14 protein-coding genes are annotated in these 16,115 nt (G+C 56.7%); 6 read left to right on the forward strand and 8 right to left on the reverse strand.

All coding sequences use genetic code 11. From position 1 onward, the window contains the following. The first annotated feature begins 21 nt into the window (after positions 1-21). From LIO98_RS02040 to LIO98_RS02065, 6 genes are all read left to right on the forward strand, one after another. On the forward strand, positions 22-534 hold the full coding sequence (locus LIO98_RS02040) for a TRAP transporter small permease (protein WP_291952849.1): 513 nt from the start codon (positions 22-24) through the stop codon (positions 532-534). Continuing rightward, positions 535-1,815, forward strand: coding sequence for a TRAP transporter large permease (locus tag LIO98_RS02045; RefSeq protein ID WP_066743266.1), 1,281 nt, complete (start codon positions 535-537; stop codon positions 1,813-1,815). Between the two features lie 30 nt (positions 1,816-1,845). After that, positions 1,846-3,036: a M20 family metallopeptidase gene (locus tag LIO98_RS02050; RefSeq protein ID WP_291952852.1), complete on the forward strand. Its 1,191-nt coding sequence runs from the start codon at positions 1,846-1,848 to the stop codon at positions 3,034-3,036. A 119-nt stretch (positions 3,037-3,155) separates the two neighbouring features. Continuing rightward, on the forward strand, positions 3,156-4,541 hold the full coding sequence (locus tag LIO98_RS02055; protein WP_291952854.1) for a TIGR00366 family protein: 1,386 nt from the start codon (positions 3,156-3,158) through the stop codon (positions 4,539-4,541). 120 nt (positions 4,542-4,661) lie between these two features. After that, on the forward strand, positions 4,662-5,849 hold the full coding sequence (locus LIO98_RS02060) for a M20 family metallopeptidase (protein ID WP_291952856.1): 1,188 nt from the start codon (positions 4,662-4,664) through the stop codon (positions 5,847-5,849). A 138-nt stretch (positions 5,850-5,987) separates the two neighbouring features. Continuing rightward, complete coding sequence (locus LIO98_RS02065) at positions 5,988-8,021, forward strand: M13 family metallopeptidase (RefSeq protein WP_291952858.1); 2,034 nt, start codon at positions 5,988-5,990, stop codon at positions 8,019-8,021. Positions 8,022-8,116: 95 nt separating this feature from the next. On the opposite strand, the gene LIO98_RS02070 is transcribed toward LIO98_RS02065, so the two are convergent. The 8 genes from LIO98_RS02070 to LIO98_RS02105 all read right to left on the reverse strand — a co-directional run bounded on the left by LIO98_RS02070 (position 8,117) and on the right by LIO98_RS02105 (position 16,043). Next, on the reverse strand, positions 8,117-8,821 hold the full coding sequence (locus LIO98_RS02070; protein WP_291952859.1) for an ABC transporter ATP-binding protein: 705 nt from the start codon (positions 8,819-8,821) through the stop codon (positions 8,117-8,119). A gap of 1 nt (position 8,822) precedes the next feature. After that, a complete protein-coding gene (locus LIO98_RS02075) occupies positions 8,823-9,674 on the reverse strand; it encodes an ABC transporter ATP-binding protein (protein ID WP_291952861.1) in 852 nt (283 codons plus the stop codon). Next, the gene (locus LIO98_RS02080) at positions 9,667-10,731 is read right to left on the reverse strand and encodes a branched-chain amino acid ABC transporter permease (RefSeq protein ID WP_291952863.1); all 1,065 of its coding nucleotides are present in this window, start codon (positions 10,729-10,731) and stop codon (positions 9,667-9,669) included. Before LIO98_RS02080 ends, LIO98_RS02075 begins: the two co-directional genes overlap by 8 nt. Then, positions 10,728-11,621, reverse strand: coding sequence for a branched-chain amino acid ABC transporter permease (locus LIO98_RS02085; protein WP_277000068.1), 894 nt, complete (start codon positions 11,619-11,621; stop codon positions 10,728-10,730). Before LIO98_RS02085 ends, LIO98_RS02080 begins: the two co-directional genes overlap by 4 nt. Before the next feature lie 276 nt (positions 11,622-11,897). Beyond that, the gene (locus LIO98_RS02090; protein WP_291952866.1) at positions 11,898-13,037 is read right to left on the reverse strand and encodes an ABC transporter substrate-binding protein; all 1,140 of its coding nucleotides are present in this window, start codon (positions 13,035-13,037) and stop codon (positions 11,898-11,900) included. A gap of 338 nt (positions 13,038-13,375) precedes the next feature. Beyond that, entirely contained in the window at positions 13,376-13,849 is a 474-nt protein-coding gene (locus LIO98_RS02095; RefSeq protein ID WP_291952868.1) for a DUF340 domain-containing protein, read from the reverse strand. An 18-nt stretch (positions 13,850-13,867) separates the two neighbouring features. Next, positions 13,868-14,692 carry a DUF3100 domain-containing protein gene (locus LIO98_RS02100; protein WP_291952869.1) on the reverse strand — a complete coding sequence of 275 codons (825 nt, stop codon included), beginning with the start codon at positions 14,690-14,692 and terminating at the stop codon, positions 13,868-13,870. Positions 14,693-14,726: 34 nt separating this feature from the next. Beyond that, complete coding sequence (locus tag LIO98_RS02105) at positions 14,727-16,043, reverse strand: amidohydrolase (protein WP_291952870.1); 1,317 nt, start codon at positions 16,041-16,043, stop codon at positions 14,727-14,729. Positions 16,044-16,115: the final 72 nt, after the last annotated feature.

A 16,115-nucleotide genomic window follows, 5' to 3' on the forward strand; every position in this document is an offset into this window, starting at 1 on the left:
TCGCAGGAGGTTGTTATCACGATGACCGTCAAAAAGTTTTTAGATAATTTCGAGGAGTATTTCTGCGTCTGGACTATGGCCATTATGACCATTCTCGTCTTTATCCAGGTTGTTATGAGGTATGTCTTCTCAAACTCTCTCTCTTGGAGCGAGGAGCTCGCCCGGTTTATTTTCCTCTGGCTTTCCTGGATCGGCGCAAGTTACGCCGTTAAGGAACGCAGCCATTTCCGCGTGGAGATGTTCACCAATATGATCAAGGGCAGCTGCCGCAGGTTTTTTGAGTATTTTGTTCTGGTGGTCTGGTTCGTATTCAGTTTTATTCTCACCTGGCTCGGGACTGAACTCGTCGTCTTTATTTATGACACAGGGCAGTCTTCCGCCGCCATGGATATCCCTATGACCTGGCCATACGCCTCCGTACCCGTCGGCTGCGGCCTGATGTGTATCCGCCTGCTTATTGAGATGTACAAGATTTATAAGGGCGAACCGGTGGGTTCGGAGAAGGAACAGGAAGAATTGGAGGAGATGATATAGATGGAAGCGGTTATTCTCTTCTCTCTGCTTATCGTAACGATCGGCCTGAGTATCCCGATCGGCATCACGCTCGGCCTCTCTACCGGCATCGCTATGTGGCTCACTTCGGATATCCCGATGGTGATGCTCGCGCAGAAGTCGGTGACGGGTCTCGATTCTTTCCCGCTGCTCGCCATCCCCTTTTTCATCCTCGCGGGGGCGCTGATGTGCAACGGCGGTATTTCGCGCCGTCTTGTGAATCTCGCCGAGAGCCTCGTCGGTTATATCACAGGCGGCCTGGCGATGGTCACGGTGCTCGCATGTATGTTTTTCGCCGCGATCTCCGGTTCGGGACCGGCCACTGTCTCGGCGATCGGCTCTTTTATGATCCCCTCGATGAAGGAGCGCAAGTATGACGCGGGCTTCGCGGCGGCGATAACCGCGGCTGCGGGAACTATCGGCGTCATCATCCCGCCCTCTATACCCTTTGTCATTTACTGTATTGTCGCGCAGTGTTCGATCGGCGATATGTTTATCGCCGGGATCGTCCCCGGCGTCATGATCGGCGTTGCGCTGATGCTGGTCTGTTACTGCACGGCGAAGAAGCGCCATTATGTAAGCGTTACGGAACGCCCGAAGTTCTCCACGGTGTGGAAGGCATTCAGAGAAGCCTTCTGGGCGCTGCTGGTGCCGGTCATCATCCTCGGCGGCATCTACGGCGGCATCTTCACGCCCACGGAGGCGGCGGTCGTCGCCGTCGTCTATTCGGTGCTCATCGGCAAGTTCGTCTATAAGGAGCTCGACGGCAAGACTCTCTATGAATGTCTGCGCACGACGGGGCTCATCAACGGCGCGACGGAGTTTATGATCGGTCTCTCAATGGCCTTCGCCAGTTACCTGGCGATGGCGCAGATACCGGCGCATATCGCCTCCTGGATGACGAGCCTCGCCCACAGCCCCTTCATCCTGCTGATGGTGATAAACGTCTTCCTGCTGGTGATCGGCTGCTTCGTGGACAACATCGCGGCGGTGATAATCCTCACGCCGATCCTGCTGCCGGTGGTAAAGACGATAGGGATAGACCCCATCCACTTCGGACTGATAATCACAGTCAACCTGGCCTGCGGCTTCATCTCGCCGCCCTACGGGATAAACCTCTTCGTCGCCTCCGCCATCTCCGGCGAGAGCATCGAGGATATCTCTAAGGCCATTCTGCCCTCGTTCTTCGCGATGGTCGTCTGTCTGCTCCTCTTCACCTACTTCCCCATTTTTACTATGGGGCTGCTTAATGTACTGAGATAAAAAAACATCATATAAAAGGTGGTAGTCAAAATGTCAAAACAGGCGTTCGAAAAGGCACATTGCTATCTTTCTCAAAAAAGGGCGGAGATGACGGCCTTCAGCGATTATCTCGCGGCCCATCCGGAGCTGTCACAGGAGGAGTATGAGTCCAGCAGATTGATGGCTGAAAAATTACTCGGCGCCGGATTTTCCGTAGAGTATCCCTATCTGGGGCTGCCTACCGCTTTCAAAGCCGTAAAGGCTTCGCCCGCCTGCACGCAAAAAAAGCCTGTGGTCGCAATTATGGCGGAGTACGACGCGCTGCCGGAAATCGGCCACGGCTGCGGGCATAATCTCCACGGCACGATGGCCCTCTACGCGGGGTTGGCCGTTGGGGAGGCGATCGGCGAAACAGCGGGAGAGATCCGCGTCATCGGTACGCCCGCTGAGGAGACTGACGGAGCAAAGGTTCAAATGGCGGACGCCGGAATCTTTGACGATGTCGACCTTGCCTTTATGTTTCATTCCTACGCCGGCGAGAGCTTCGCCGATTACAGGGCGCTTGGCATCGACGGGCTTGAATTTACATTTACCGGACAGACTTCCCACTCCGCGGCGTCGCCGTGGAAGGGGCGAAGCGCGCAGAACGGGATGCTTCTCTTTATGGACGGCCTCAATATGCTCCGGCTGCATATGCATGACTACTGCAGGATGCACGCCATAATAAAGGAGGTCAGAGGCGCCGTGAACATAATCCCGGACCTCGCAGTGTGCCAGGTCGAGACGCGGGCTCCTGACAAGGCGATGCTTGTCGGACTGACCGAGGCGGTGATCAACTGTGCGAAGGGCTGCGCCGCCGCTGTAAATACGGAGGTGTCGTGGAAGAAATTTATGAAAAGTTTTGACTCGATGCTGCCCAACCTCGCCGCGGAGCTGCTCGCAGAGAAGACTATGGCGGAATATGGCGTCATATGTACGAAAAACCACCTCCCCACGGGGTCGACAGACGTCGGTAACGTCTCCTACAGATGCCCGGCCATACAGCCTGAACTGGCGGTAACGGAAGAAAAGCTCGACCTCCATACGCGCGGGTTCGCTTTAGCGACGACCAGCGAAGATGGACATTCCGCCCTCGTCAAGGGCGCGGCCATAATGGCTGACATCGCCCTAAAGGTACTTACAGACAAAAGCTTGAGAGAAGATATCCGCGCGGAATTTGAGTCAAAGATCTCCGCATTGTAAGCCACAGAGGCCGGCACCGATAATTTATTCCGCCGTTTCCGTGCATAGTGAAGGAACATGTTTTTAGGAAAAGGAAAAATTTATTACAATGAGGGGTGTTTCTTATGACAAAATCATCAATGAAGTTAAAACTTAAGGTGCCTGACACATATGTATTGCTTTTCCTCATAATTTTAGTGGCGGCGCTGGCCTCGTGGCTCCTTCCGGCAGGAGAATTCCAGCGGGCGGAGAACGCCGCAGGGCGGCTTACAATAATACCGGGGACATATCACAACATCACGCAGACGCCTGTAATGCCGTTCGATACACTTATAGCCGTGGAAAAAGGGCTGATAAACGCCGCCAGCACCGTATTTTTCGTGTTTATCTCCTATGCCTCGCTGATGATAATCATCGCCTCCGGCGCCATCCACGCCGGGATCTCCAGAATGCTCCAGATGACGCGTGATAAATACCGTATTTTCATAATCCCTATATTTGTCTTTCTCTTCGCGTTTGCCGGTGGAACATACGGTATGTTTGAAGAGGCGCTCAGCTTCACCCCCATATTCGTGGGGCTCGCGATAGCCCTTGGCTATGACGCGGTGACGGGGATGGCGATCGTGGCGATGGGCGTCGGACTCGGTTACAGCGGTTCGTTCACCAACCCCTTCAATGTCGGCATCGCGCAGCAGTTTGCGGAGCTGCCGCTCTTCTCCGGCATCGCATACCGCTTATTCTGCTGGTTCGTAATGTGCGTGACAAGCATCGCCCTCATCATGCACTATGCCACAAAGGTAAAGAGGAATCCCCAGTCAAGCGCCGTATACGGCATCGAATGCGGCGACTTCGGATTGGACCAGTCCCACCTCGCGAATCTCGAAATGACTGGGCGTCACAAGCTGATACTCCTCACCGGAGGCGCCACGATCGTCATTATGGTCATCTCCGTCCTCAAATGGGGATGGTATCTTGATGAACTCGCGGGGCTTCTCCTGGGTATGGGAATATTATGCGGCTTCATAGCCGGCTGGGGACCGAACAAGATCGCTAAGACAATGGCGGCGGGATTCAAAGATATCGCCTACGGCGCGATGATGATAGGTATAGCGAGAGGAATACTGATCATCCTGCAGCAGGGAAATATCGTAGACACCGTCATCAACGGGATGTTCATCCCGCTTTCGACGATGCCTAAATGGCTCGCCGGAATCGGTATGCTCTTCGTACAGACTCTTATAAATTTCTTCATCCCCTCGGGATCGGGACAGGCCGCGACGACAATGCCGATCATGGCGCCTCTGTCGGACTTACTGGGAATATCACGTCAGGTCGCCGTACTCGCCTTCCAGTTTGGAGACGGCCTCTCAAATATTCTGTGGCCGACGGCGTTTGCCGCCGTATTCTGCGGCGTGGCAAATATCCCCTATGCCAAATGGATGAAATGGTTTATTCCAAGGTTCTGTATCATCTTTTGCATTCAAGCCGCTCTGATAGTTATCGCGATAATGATCGACTATCGGTAGCAAAAAGGAGGAGCAGAGGCTCCGGCTCCTATATAAAATTTGTTCCGTCTGAATATTCGGTTGTATCAGTCTTAATAATGGTAAAATAAGAAAAAATACTCATTAAGGTAGATGATACCGATGTCAAAAGAGGCATTCAGCCGGGCGCAAAGCTATATCACGGAGAAAGCCGGCGAGATGGCGGTTTTCTCCGATTATCTCGCAGCTCATCCCGAGCTGTCGGAAGAGGAGTATGAGACAAGCCGCATGATGGCGGACAAGCTCCGCGAGGCGGGATTCGCCGTCGAATACCCCTATATTGGGCTGCCCACCGCCTTTATCGGGAAGAAGATCTCTCCCGACGGAGAGTCCTCCGGCAGGCCGGTCGTCGCGGTGATGGTCGAGTACGACGCGCTGCCGGAGATCGGACACGCCTGCGGCCATAATCTGCACGGAACAATGGCGCTCTACGCCGGTATGGCAATAGGCGAAGCGATGGGGGACCTCGTCGGCGAGCTGCGCGTCGTCGGCACCCCGGCGGAGGAGACTGACGGCGCGAAGATACGTATGGCCGACGAGGGCGTATTTGACGACGTTGATTTCGCAATAATGTTCCACTCCTTCGCGGGAGAGAGTTTCGCCGACTACCGTTCTCTCGGCATCGACGGGCTGGATTTCACCTTTACGGGGCAGACCTCGCACTCGGCGGCCTCCCCCTGGCGCGGCCGAAGCGCCCAGAGCGGGATGCTGCTCTTCATCGACGCGCTGAATATGCTGCGCATCCACATGCACGACTACTGCCGTCTCGCCGCCTACATTACGGAGGTCAAGGGCGCGGTGAACATCATCCCTGACCGCGCCGTATGCCGCGTCGAGGCGCGCGCCCCGGAGCAGAGCATACAGCGCGAGCTGACCGCCGCCGTGCTGGAATGCGCGCGCGGCGCGGCGATCGCGACGCGCACCGAAGTAAGCTGGAAGAATTTCGAGGGCAGCTTCGCGCCGATGCTGCCGAACCTCACGGCAGAAAAGCTAGCAGAGGAGACGATGGTGGAGTATGGCGTCATCTGCACAAAGGGACACCCCGCAACCGGTTCTACCGACGTCGGCAACGTCTCATACCGCTGCCCCGCGATACAGCCGGAATTCGCGATAACGCCGCGCAGCCTTGATCTCCACACGCGGGAATTCGCCGCGGCGACCACCGCGGAGGAGGGACACGAGGCTCTCGTCAAAGGCGCACGCGTCATCGCCGATATCTGTCTGAAGGTATTCACCGACGATGACCTGAGAAAAAAGATAAAAGCGGAATTTGAGGCGGCGAAGAGATAACTTCAAAGCAGGCATATGAAAACGGAGCCGGTCCAGGCTGACGGCTCCGTCTCTCATGCTACAATATCAGCAGCCCTCCGCGAGCCTCAGCTGTTGGCGGCGCGGAGGGTTAGAGCAGACACGATGGAGGTAGAATAAATGATCAGATCATGGACCGGCGCATTTAAGTGCGCTCTGTTACTCGCCGCCGCGTTTTTCTGCGCTGCCGGCGGCGCGGAGGCGGCGTGGGTCAATTCGGACATCGCCGATTTTCCCGCCGGCGCGAAGGCGCCCGCATACCGCGACGATTTTCACCGCGCGGTGAACCACGACTGGCTTTCGAAGGTTAAGATACGCAAGGGAGAGGCCAGCGTCGACTCTTTTTCGGAGAGGTCGGACGAGGTGGAGGCGCAGATAAAGAAACTGTTCAAAGACCGTTCGCTGAACAGCCACGAGGCGGCGCTGGTGCAGAAATTTCACGGCATGCTGCGCGACTGGAAGAGCCGCGATCGTCTGGGGATAGAACCGGTGATGCCATACGTCAAACGCATCGAGGACATCAAAGATATGGAGGGGCTGACAGCCTACCTGACCGACAGCCGTGTTCCGCACTTTGGCTCACGGCTCTTCAACGTCGGAGTGACGGAGGACAACCGCGACGCGACAAACTACACGGTGGAGATCGCCCCGACGGAGCTGCTGCTGGCGGACGCCGACGAGTACCGGGCAAAGGTGCTGAGTCCATACGCAAAGCGCCGCAAGGCGGCTAACGATGAATACATCGTTAAGCTGCTGCAAAAGGCGGGATACGACAGAAACCGGGCCGAGGCGATGAACGAGGGGCTCTTCCGCGTCGAGAATAAACTCGCGGCGCAGGCTATGGGGCTTAAGGAGCTCTATTCGCCGGAGGCACTGGCCGCCATTTATAACGTGCGGACAAAGGAACAGCTGGCCAGGGCTTCGGGCAATTTTCCGCTTACGGCGGTAATCGACTCGCTGGGTTACGGTGACAGCCGCGAGTTCGTCCTCACGGAGCCAAAATGGCTCGACTCCATGAACGAACTCTACCGCCCGGAGAACCTTGAAGACATAAAAAGTTACCTCATCACCATGACACTGTTTTCAACGGCTAGGCTGCTGGACCATGAGGCATACGATTTGAGCGTGGAGCGTGGAAACGCAGTGATGGGCAGCAGCGGCGTGATCCCGGATGACAAGTACGCCTACAAAATGGTCTCAGCCTACCTCGGAGAACCGCTCGGCAGGCTATACGTGGGAAGATACGCCGACCCCAGGACAAAGGTCCGGATCGAAGAATTTATTGCGAAGGTGGTCGATTATTACCGGAACATGCTGCATGGCGAGAGCTGGCTGTCGGAGAGCACGCGAAACAAGGCAATAAGCAAGCTCGACAATCTTACGGTGCGCGTATCCCATCCCGATAAGTGGGAGGATTTTTCAGCGCTGGACTTTAAGGATACGAAAGATGGAGGCAATCTAGTGGAAGCTGTCGCCGCCATCGCCGATTTTGAACGTCTGCGTGACGTCAAGCGGGTAAATACAAAGGTGGATAAGAGCGAATGGCCCCTCAATCCGCAGGAGGTCAATGCTTGCTATTCGGCCAATGACAACTCGATCAACATCCCCATCGGCATTCTTGGCGGTGCCTTCTATTCGCCCAAGGGCGGCGAAGAGGAATTGCTCGGAGGTATCGGCATGATAATCGGGCACGAGATAACCCACGCCTTCGACACAAACGGCTCGCAGTTCGATGAGAACGGCAACTTCGTCAACTGGTGGACGGAGGCGGACCGCAAAGCCTTCGATAAACGCGCGAAGAAGATCAGCGACTACTTCTCCACGCTGGAGGTTCTGCCAGGAGTGAAGGCCGACGGCGAGCAGGTGCTCGGCGAGGCGATCGCCGACCTAGGCGGCCTCTCCTGCGTGACGGCAATCGGCCGCGGCGTGCCGGGATTTGATTTTTCAGAGTTTTTCAAAGCCTACGCCAAACTGTGGCGCAACCGCAAGACCAAGGAGGCGGAGGAACAACGTATAAAAGAGGACGTCCACCCGCTTTCCTATCTGCGCACAAATGTAAACGTCCAGCAGATACCGGAGTTTTACACCGCCTTCGGCGTCAAGCCCGGCGACGGCATGTACCTCGCGCCGGAAGAGAGGATCGCGCTCTGGTAGCGTCAAGCGGCAACTGACGGCAGCGCTCCCAAAAACAAAAGAACCTCCGCCGGTCACCGGCGGAGGTTCTTCTTTATGAAAAAATTATTGTCCGTCTATCCGCCTAGGTAGGCGCTGACGACGCGCGGGTCGCGTAGCAGCTCTTCGCCGGGCCCCTGAAGGGTGATCTCCCCCACCTCAAGAACATAGGCGTAGTCGGCGATCTTGAGCGCCGCGAAGGCGTTCTGCTCGACTAGCAGCACCGTCTTTCCCTCTTGGTTTATACGTTCGATAATGCCGAAGACCTCTTCGACGAGTATCGGCGCAAGCCCCATCGAGGGTTCGTCGAACATTATCAGCTCCGGGTCGCTCATCAGCGCGCGTCCGACGGCCAGCATCTGCTGTTCGCCGCCGGAGAGGGTACCGCCCTTCTGCCAGGAGCGTTCGCGCAGGCGCGGAAACAGAGAGAAGGCGCGTTCGATCCCGGCATCCTCCTCTTCCCTGTTCTTGCAGCTGTAGCCGCCGAGCTTGAGGTTCTCCAGCACGGTGAGATGCGGAAATATCCGGCGTCCCTCGGGACAGAGCGCGATGCCGCGTTCAAGGACATGTTCGGGGTTGAGCCCCAGCAGGTGCTTCTCCTTCCAGGTGACACTGCCGCTTTTGTTCCGCACCAGCCCCGCGATCGCGCGCAGCGTACTGCTCTTGCCCGCGCCGTTCGCGCCGATCAGCGTGACGATCCTGCCTACCGGCACGTCGAGGGATATGCCGCGCAGCGCCTGTATGCCGCCATAATTTACGGAGAGGTTTTCTACTTTAAGCATACTATTTTTCCTCCGTTTCGCCGTCAGGCGAAGTTTCCAGTTTACCTTCGGGGGCCGGCACGCGGATGCCTTCGCCACCCGCGACGGCCTCTTTACCGAGATAGGCCTCGATGACCTTCGGGTTGGCGCGGATCTCCGCCGGCGTCCCCTCGGCGATAAGCTGGCCGTAGTCAAGCACGCGTATCCACTCGGAGACGCCCATAACTACCTTCATGTCATGTTCTATCATTAGGATGGTAACCTTGAACCGGTCACGTATACTTCTTATAAAATCCATCAGCTCCTGACTCTCCTGCGGGTTCATGCCCGCCACTGGTTCGTCGAGCAGCAGCAGCTTAGGGCCGGTCGCGAGGGCGCGCGCTATCTCCAGCCGCCGCTGCGCGCCGTAGGGCAGCCCTGTGGCGATCTCGCCCGCAAGCTTGTCAAGCCCCACAGCCTCAAGCAACTCCATGGAGCGCCCGCGTATCTCGCGCTCCTCGCGGCGGAATATCGGCAGGTAAAGCGGCGCGCTCCACCAGGGAGCCTTCTGCCGCAACCAGCAGGCGGTCATGACATTCTGCAGCACGGTGCCGCCGGTGAAAAGGCGGATGTTCTGGAAGGTGCGCGCGATACCGGTCTTGCAGACAATATGCGGCTCCAGCGACGTGATATCCTCGCCGTCAAATATCACGCGTCCGGAGGTCGGCTTATAGAAACCGGTGATTATGTTAAAACAGGTGGTCTTTCCCGCGCCGTTGGGGCCGATCAGGCTCGTTATCGAGCCCCGCTCGACCTCTATCGTAAAGCCGCTGACGGCGGTGAGGCCGCCGAACTTGATCATGACGTCCTCGGTCTTCAGTATCGTATCAGCCATTCGCGCGCGCCCCCTTTCCCTTGAAGATACGCTTTGCGAGGCGAGAGGCGCTGTCCCAGCTGAATTCATAGCCGCCGATTATGCCCTCGCGGCGGTAGAGGATGATGAAGAGCAGGAGCAGTGAGAAAATCAGCATTCTCATGCCCGGTATCCCCGCGAACTCCCACGAACCGATCGTTATGGAATCTTCGACGAAACGCAGCCATTCAAGCAGCACGGTGATGACCACCGTGCCGATGATGGAACCCGTTATCGAGCCGAGGCCGCCGACGACGACGAACATCAGGATGTTGAAGGTCAGCTGGAAGTTGAACATCTTCGGGTCGATCGTAGTGATGAGGCTGCCCATCAGCGCGCCGCCCACGCCCGCGAAAAAGGCGCCGACGACGAAGGATATCGTCTTGGTGCGGAAGGTATTTATCCCCATCGCCTTCGCCGCGACCTCGTCGTCGCGTACGGCGCGCAGGGTGTTGCCGAAGTTGCTGGAGAGCAGCTTGATTATCACGTAGCAGGTGATGACGCACCAGAAGTAATTCCAGCCCAAATTGGCGTAGGCCGGGATGCCCTTGAGGCCAAGCGCGCCGTTGGTGACCGGCGTCATATTCGTGAAGAGGACGCGGATTATCTCACCGAAGCCGAGCGTCGCGATGCCGAGATAGTCGCCGCCGAGCTTAAGGCAGGGAAGCGCCATCAGCAGGCCGACAAAGGCCGCGACAAGGCCGCCCGCGATAACGGCGATAAAGAAGGGGGCGTGCATCACGGAGAAGGGCCACATCATCGGCTCCAGGATGTACATCATCTCCTTCTGCGCCGCGGGCAGGATGAGGATCGCCGTCACATAGGCGCCGATGGCCATGAAGCCCGCGTGGGCCAGCGAGAACATACCGGTGAAACCGTAGATGAGGTTAAGGCTGATCGCCAGTATCGCGTTGACGGCGATAAGGTTCAGCACCTGTATCTTGTAGCCGTCGAGGTTCCCCTGCGCCCACCAGAGAAAGAGGGCGAGGAGGCCGAGAGAGAGAGCATTAAGAATAAGCTTCTTTGAATTTTTCATCATATCTTATCCTCCAGCTTCTCGCCCATCAACCCGGTCGGCTTATAGAAGAGTATCAGGATGAGCAGGACGAAGGCGAAGGCGTCGCGGTAGCCGGAGAGCGCCGGGAAAAAGGCGACGAGCATAATCTCCATGAAGCCCAGCAGAAGGCCGCCGATCATCGCCCCCTGCACGGAACCGATGCCGCCGAGGACCGCGGCGATGAAGGCCTTGAGGCCGGGAAAGACTCCCATGAAGGGATGTATCTGTGGATAGCGCAGCGCCCACATGATGCCGGCGCAGGCCGCGAGCGCCGAGCCGATGGCAAAGGTGAGCGCGATGATGCGGTCGACCTTGACGCCCATGAGACGCGTCGTCTCAATGTCGCGCGAGATGGCGCGCATCGCGAGCCCCGGCTTCGTGCGGTAGAGCATCCAGAGCAGCGCGCCTACGAGGATGAAGGAGATTATCGGGACAAATATCGCTAGCGGCAGGATGCGGACGTTGCCCAGAGTCATGACGCGTACAAGCGGCTCAAAGCGCGGCATCGGCTTCGGCACACCCGTGAAGATGACCAGGCAGAGATTTTCAATGAAGAAGGAGACGCCGATCGCCGAGATGAGTGCCGAGATGCGCGGCGCGTTGCGCAGCGGCTGATAGGCGACGCGGTCGATCATGACGCCGAATACCGCGGTGGCCAGAATGGAGAGCAGCACCGCCGGTATCCAGGGCAGATGCATGACCGTAATGGCAAGAAAGACAAAATAGGTGCTGATCATAAAGATATCGCCGTGGGCGAAGTTGATGAGGCGCAGAATGCCGTAAACCATCGTATAACCGATGGCGATAAGGCCGTAAAGGCTGCCCAGCATCAGCGCGTTGAAAAAATGCTGGACCATCATATCAAAAGTCATCTTTTTCCCCTCTTACTTATCCTCCCGTTGTCAGAAAGGCATTTTTATTTGATTTTCAGAAAAAGCGGAACAGAACCGCGGCGCAGGCGTGCAAACCGCTGAATGGCTAGGCTCGGGCCTCCGGAAGCATATGCCCGTACGTAAGACCGCTGTCCGCCCTTTGAGGGGCGGACGCGGTATGATACCATTTGCAGCCAGACGTGCGGAAGCGTTTACCGCAGTGCCGGCCGGAGCAAGTCATGACGCGTGTCGTGAGCCCAGGCCGCAGCGTTGATATTACTTGGGGTTGACGATCGCGTGGAAGACCTGCCTGCCATTTTCGATCTTGATGATACCGACCGATTTTTCGGCGTCGTGCGTCTTGTTGATCGTCGTCGTTCCCGTTACGCCGGGCATATCCTTCGTGGAGGCGATGGCTGCCGTGATCTTTTCGGGATCGGTGCTCTTAGCGTTTTTGATCGCGTTGTAGATGAGCAGGTAGGCGTCATAGCCGCATCCGGTTAAGGCCGCGGGGTCTTTGCCGGGGAAGGCTTTGCGCCACTGTGCCGTGAACTGTTTCTGAATGGGGCTCATGAGCTTTTCGGCCATGTTGGGCGAGTAGGCGAAAGTCGTATAGCTGAAGCCCTCGACAGAGTCGCCGCCGATCTTGACCATTTCGGGGTTGTCCATCGCGTCGCCGCCAAGGATGCTGAACTTCGCGCCGAGTTCGCGCGCCTGGCGCATGATGATCGCGCCCTCCGCGAAGTTGGCGGGGATGTAAAGCACGTCGGGATTTTTGCTGATGATCTCCGTCAGCTGCGCGGTGAAGTCCTGGTCGCCCTTCTGGTAGTTCATCATGGAAACGATCTTGCCGCCGTTCTTCGTAAAGTTCTGCTTGAAGAAGTTGCCGAGTCCGACGCTGTAGTCCTCGGTGACCTCGATGAGCATCGCGGCGCTCTTCGCCTTCAGCTCCTTGAGCGCGTAGTCAGCGGCGCCTGCGCCCTGGAAGGGGTCGATAAAGCAGACGCGGAAGACATATTTTTTCCCCTGCGTTACGAGCGGGTTCGTGCATGAGGTACCGACCATCGGGATGCCGGCCTTCTCCGCCACTTCGCCGCCGGCCATCGCGAGGGACGATCCGTAGGTTCCGATTATCGCACGCACCTTGTCCTTCTCAATTAGGCGCTTGACTGCGTTCGCCGATTCTACCTTGTCGCTCTTGTTGTCGACGACGACAAGTTCGATCTTCTTGCCGTCCACCGTCGGGTACTGCTGATGCGCAAGCTTAACTCCGTCGAGCTCAAGCTGTCCGCCGATGGCGTTTCCGCCGGTAATAGGAAGATAGACGCCGATCTTCACCGTCTCCGCCGCCATCGCCATTCCTGCCGTGACGAGCACCAATGAAAAAGCCACTGCCAATTTCTTGGTTAACTTCATTCCACTACACCTCTTCTTATTTACTTTATTAAAATAAACGCTAAAAACATTATATCGTAAATTGAATCAAATATCAGTCACAAATATAAAAATGCGGCGACATTTTTCTTGATTTTAGGAATTGACGGCCGGTTTCCCCATAAACGGGGCAAAAGGCCTAAGCTTCCTGATGGACGGTGAACAGCCTTCACGCGGCAGGAGGTTTTCAAACCGCCTCAACCACAAAGCCCCCGGATTTGCACCGGAGGCTCTGTGGCTGAGAATTTCCAACGCGGCAAACATTTGCCGGCAGCTTATGAAAAGACCGGCACGGTAGTACCGTGCCGATCCCGGTTTATTTAGTGCATCATGCGCAGGATGATTTCGGCGATGACAGCCGAACCGACGAAAGTCCCTACAAAGACGAAAAGTCCAACTACGACGATCTTCCAGCCCTGCTTCCTAAGCTCTCCGAAGTCTTTGCCAACCGCGAGTCCGGCATAGGCAAGTATCGGCGTACAGAGACCAATGAAACTGACTTTAGACACCCAGGCGGTTATCTGCTCCGCGCCGGGGAAACCGGGAACTGTGACCAGGCATCCCAGGGTAACGATGTAGGCGACGGCAGGAAGCCCCTTCCATGGCATGAAATGGGCGATGATCACGCCGCCTGCGATAATCGCGAACAGGGAGAAAAATCCAGGCAGCGCCTCAACCATCGCTGAGATCGCCGAACCAGCTCCACCCTGATAGGCTCTCGCGGCGACCATGTTGCCGACAAGCGACAGGAAGCCGTATATTAATAAGAATGACACCATCTGACGATATTTCATAATATTATCCGAGCCTCCTTACGCATTCGTCTTTTTCTCCGGCGGCACGCTGGGAGGGTCGTTGACGCCGAGTTTTTTGACCAGCCAGTTCGACAGCGGCAGGCTCAGGAATACACACAGATAAACTCCGTCAAGACCTAAAAGCATATTGCTTGCTGCCGCGAGAGCCGTGAGCTCATCCTTGATATCCGGGTACATCTCAAGAAGAGGGGCGAGGGCGGCGGTCATCATGCCGGCGCTTCCGGTCCCAGTCGCCATCGCCAGCGCCTGGGGGCTGAAGAAGGATACGATCGAAGCAATCATAGAAGAGAGAAGGCTGCAAAATACCGCGCCGAAGATCGTTCCCGTGATATAGACACCCATAACGCCGCGCCCTTCGGGAGTGTCAAGGCCGTATTTTTCTCCGATGATGGCGATATTCGGTTCGCGTGCGTTAGAGAAGGCCGCACCGATCGCCTCGCGCCGGAGGCCAAGGAAAACAGCGAGCGGGACTCCGAAGAATACGGTCCCAATGTTGCCAAATTCCTGCAGGACAAGGGCGGGGCCGGTTTCCACAACCTTCCAAAAGTTCGGTCCGACAAGCGTGCCGTAGCGCGCCATCAGCAGAAAGAAGGTCACACCTACAAGCGAAGAGGCTTCGACCATGTCGTCGCGGGAGAGGATATTAAGCTTTTTGATTCCGCACAGCGCACCCAGGGCAAAAGAATAAAGCAGAGGAACAAGAACAATGAGCCCAGGGCCAAGCTGATACTTTTTCGCCCCTATGAGTTCGGCGATGATCACAAAGAGCAGCGCCAGCCCATGGAGCTTCCAGTTACGTATTGCCTTATCGACAATATCCATGACGAGAAAATTCCCTCCTTAAATATATTTTCTATTACTCGGAAAAGAATTTGCGGTTCAGCACCGCAAGGTACTCTTCCTTTGTATAGACGGGTTTGAAGTTCTCTGAGACCCTCTTCGCCAGCTTCGCGCCGTCGCATAAAAGGTCTGCCACGGTCATAAGCATGGCCTTGGCCGGGAGCAGGACGGCCGCGTCGAAATCAACGACTTTAAAGTCCTTTGAGTGCAGCGCTCCCACGGTTCCTCCTGCCATCGGCTGTATCGCCGGCAGCAGATGAGCCAGATCTCCCAAGTCAGTTGAGGCAGAGAAATAGGCTCCGCGGGTGACGTTGTCCGCGCCGACGAGGGCATCTGCATTTTCCGCGAATATCCCGTTCAGCTCTTTGGAGGTATCAAGGGGCATATATCCGGCGATACTCCTAACGTGGCACTTAGCGCCGAGCGCTTCGCCGCCCGCCCTGAAGGCGCGAATGACCTTGTCGAAGGTCTCGTCTATTTTGTCAGCATTGCCCGCACGGACATATCCTTCGAGACGGACGTCGTCCGGCACGCTGTTCACTGAATCGCCGCCCTTCGTGATGATGTAGTGAACGCGGATATGATCCTCGTCACGGAAGGTCTCACGCAAAGCGTTAACGGCGTTTATGCCCGCGACGGCCGCGTACAGCGCATTCACACCAAGATGCGGAGCCGCCGCCGCGTGCGCCTGCCGTCCCTCGTAGCGCAGCATGAAGATACGGAAGCCGTTGCCTCCCTCCGGTATTACGAACGAGGGGTTCGGCTGGTCGTCGCCGGCGTGAACCATCATCGCCATGTCCACGTCGTCAAAGACCCCAAGCCGCACGAGCTCCTGTTTGCCTCCGTAGTAGACGATCTCACCGCGCTCGCGCATCTCAGTACGCCGCCCGACTTCGATAAATTCTTCCGCCGGAACTCCGATAAGGGAGACGGAACCGGCGAGCTCCTTCATCAGCCCGCTCTTCACCAGCGCCGCCGCCGCCGCGTAGACCGCGGATATCTGCAAATTATGGCCACAGCTGTGGGAGGCCCCATCATCGGGATCAGCCTGAGGATGCTGGCGGCAGACGATACCGTCCAGCTCGCCGATCAGAGCCACGCGCGACCCCGGAGCGCCTCCGTCAAGATCAGCGCGCAGCCCGGTGAGAGCCAATCCCTCTTTCACATCAAGCCCCAGTCCACTCAGCGCTTCGCTCAGCTTCTGTGACGTACGCCTCTCAAAAAAGCCCAGCTCGGGGTGCGCCGCGATATCTTCCGCAAATGCCCCGACTTCGCATCTTACGGAGTCTACGGCGTCACAAAGCAATTTTTTCAATTCTGTTTTTTCCATCATAGCCTTCCCCAGCTGAAATAAAAATTATGTGTACGATTATATACTCTCACACTAATATTAACAGTTATTTAT

Origin of the sequence: Cloacibacillus sp. (assembly GCF_020860125.1) — a bacterium.
Classification (GTDB): Bacteria; Synergistota; Synergistia; order Synergistales; family Synergistaceae; genus Cloacibacillus.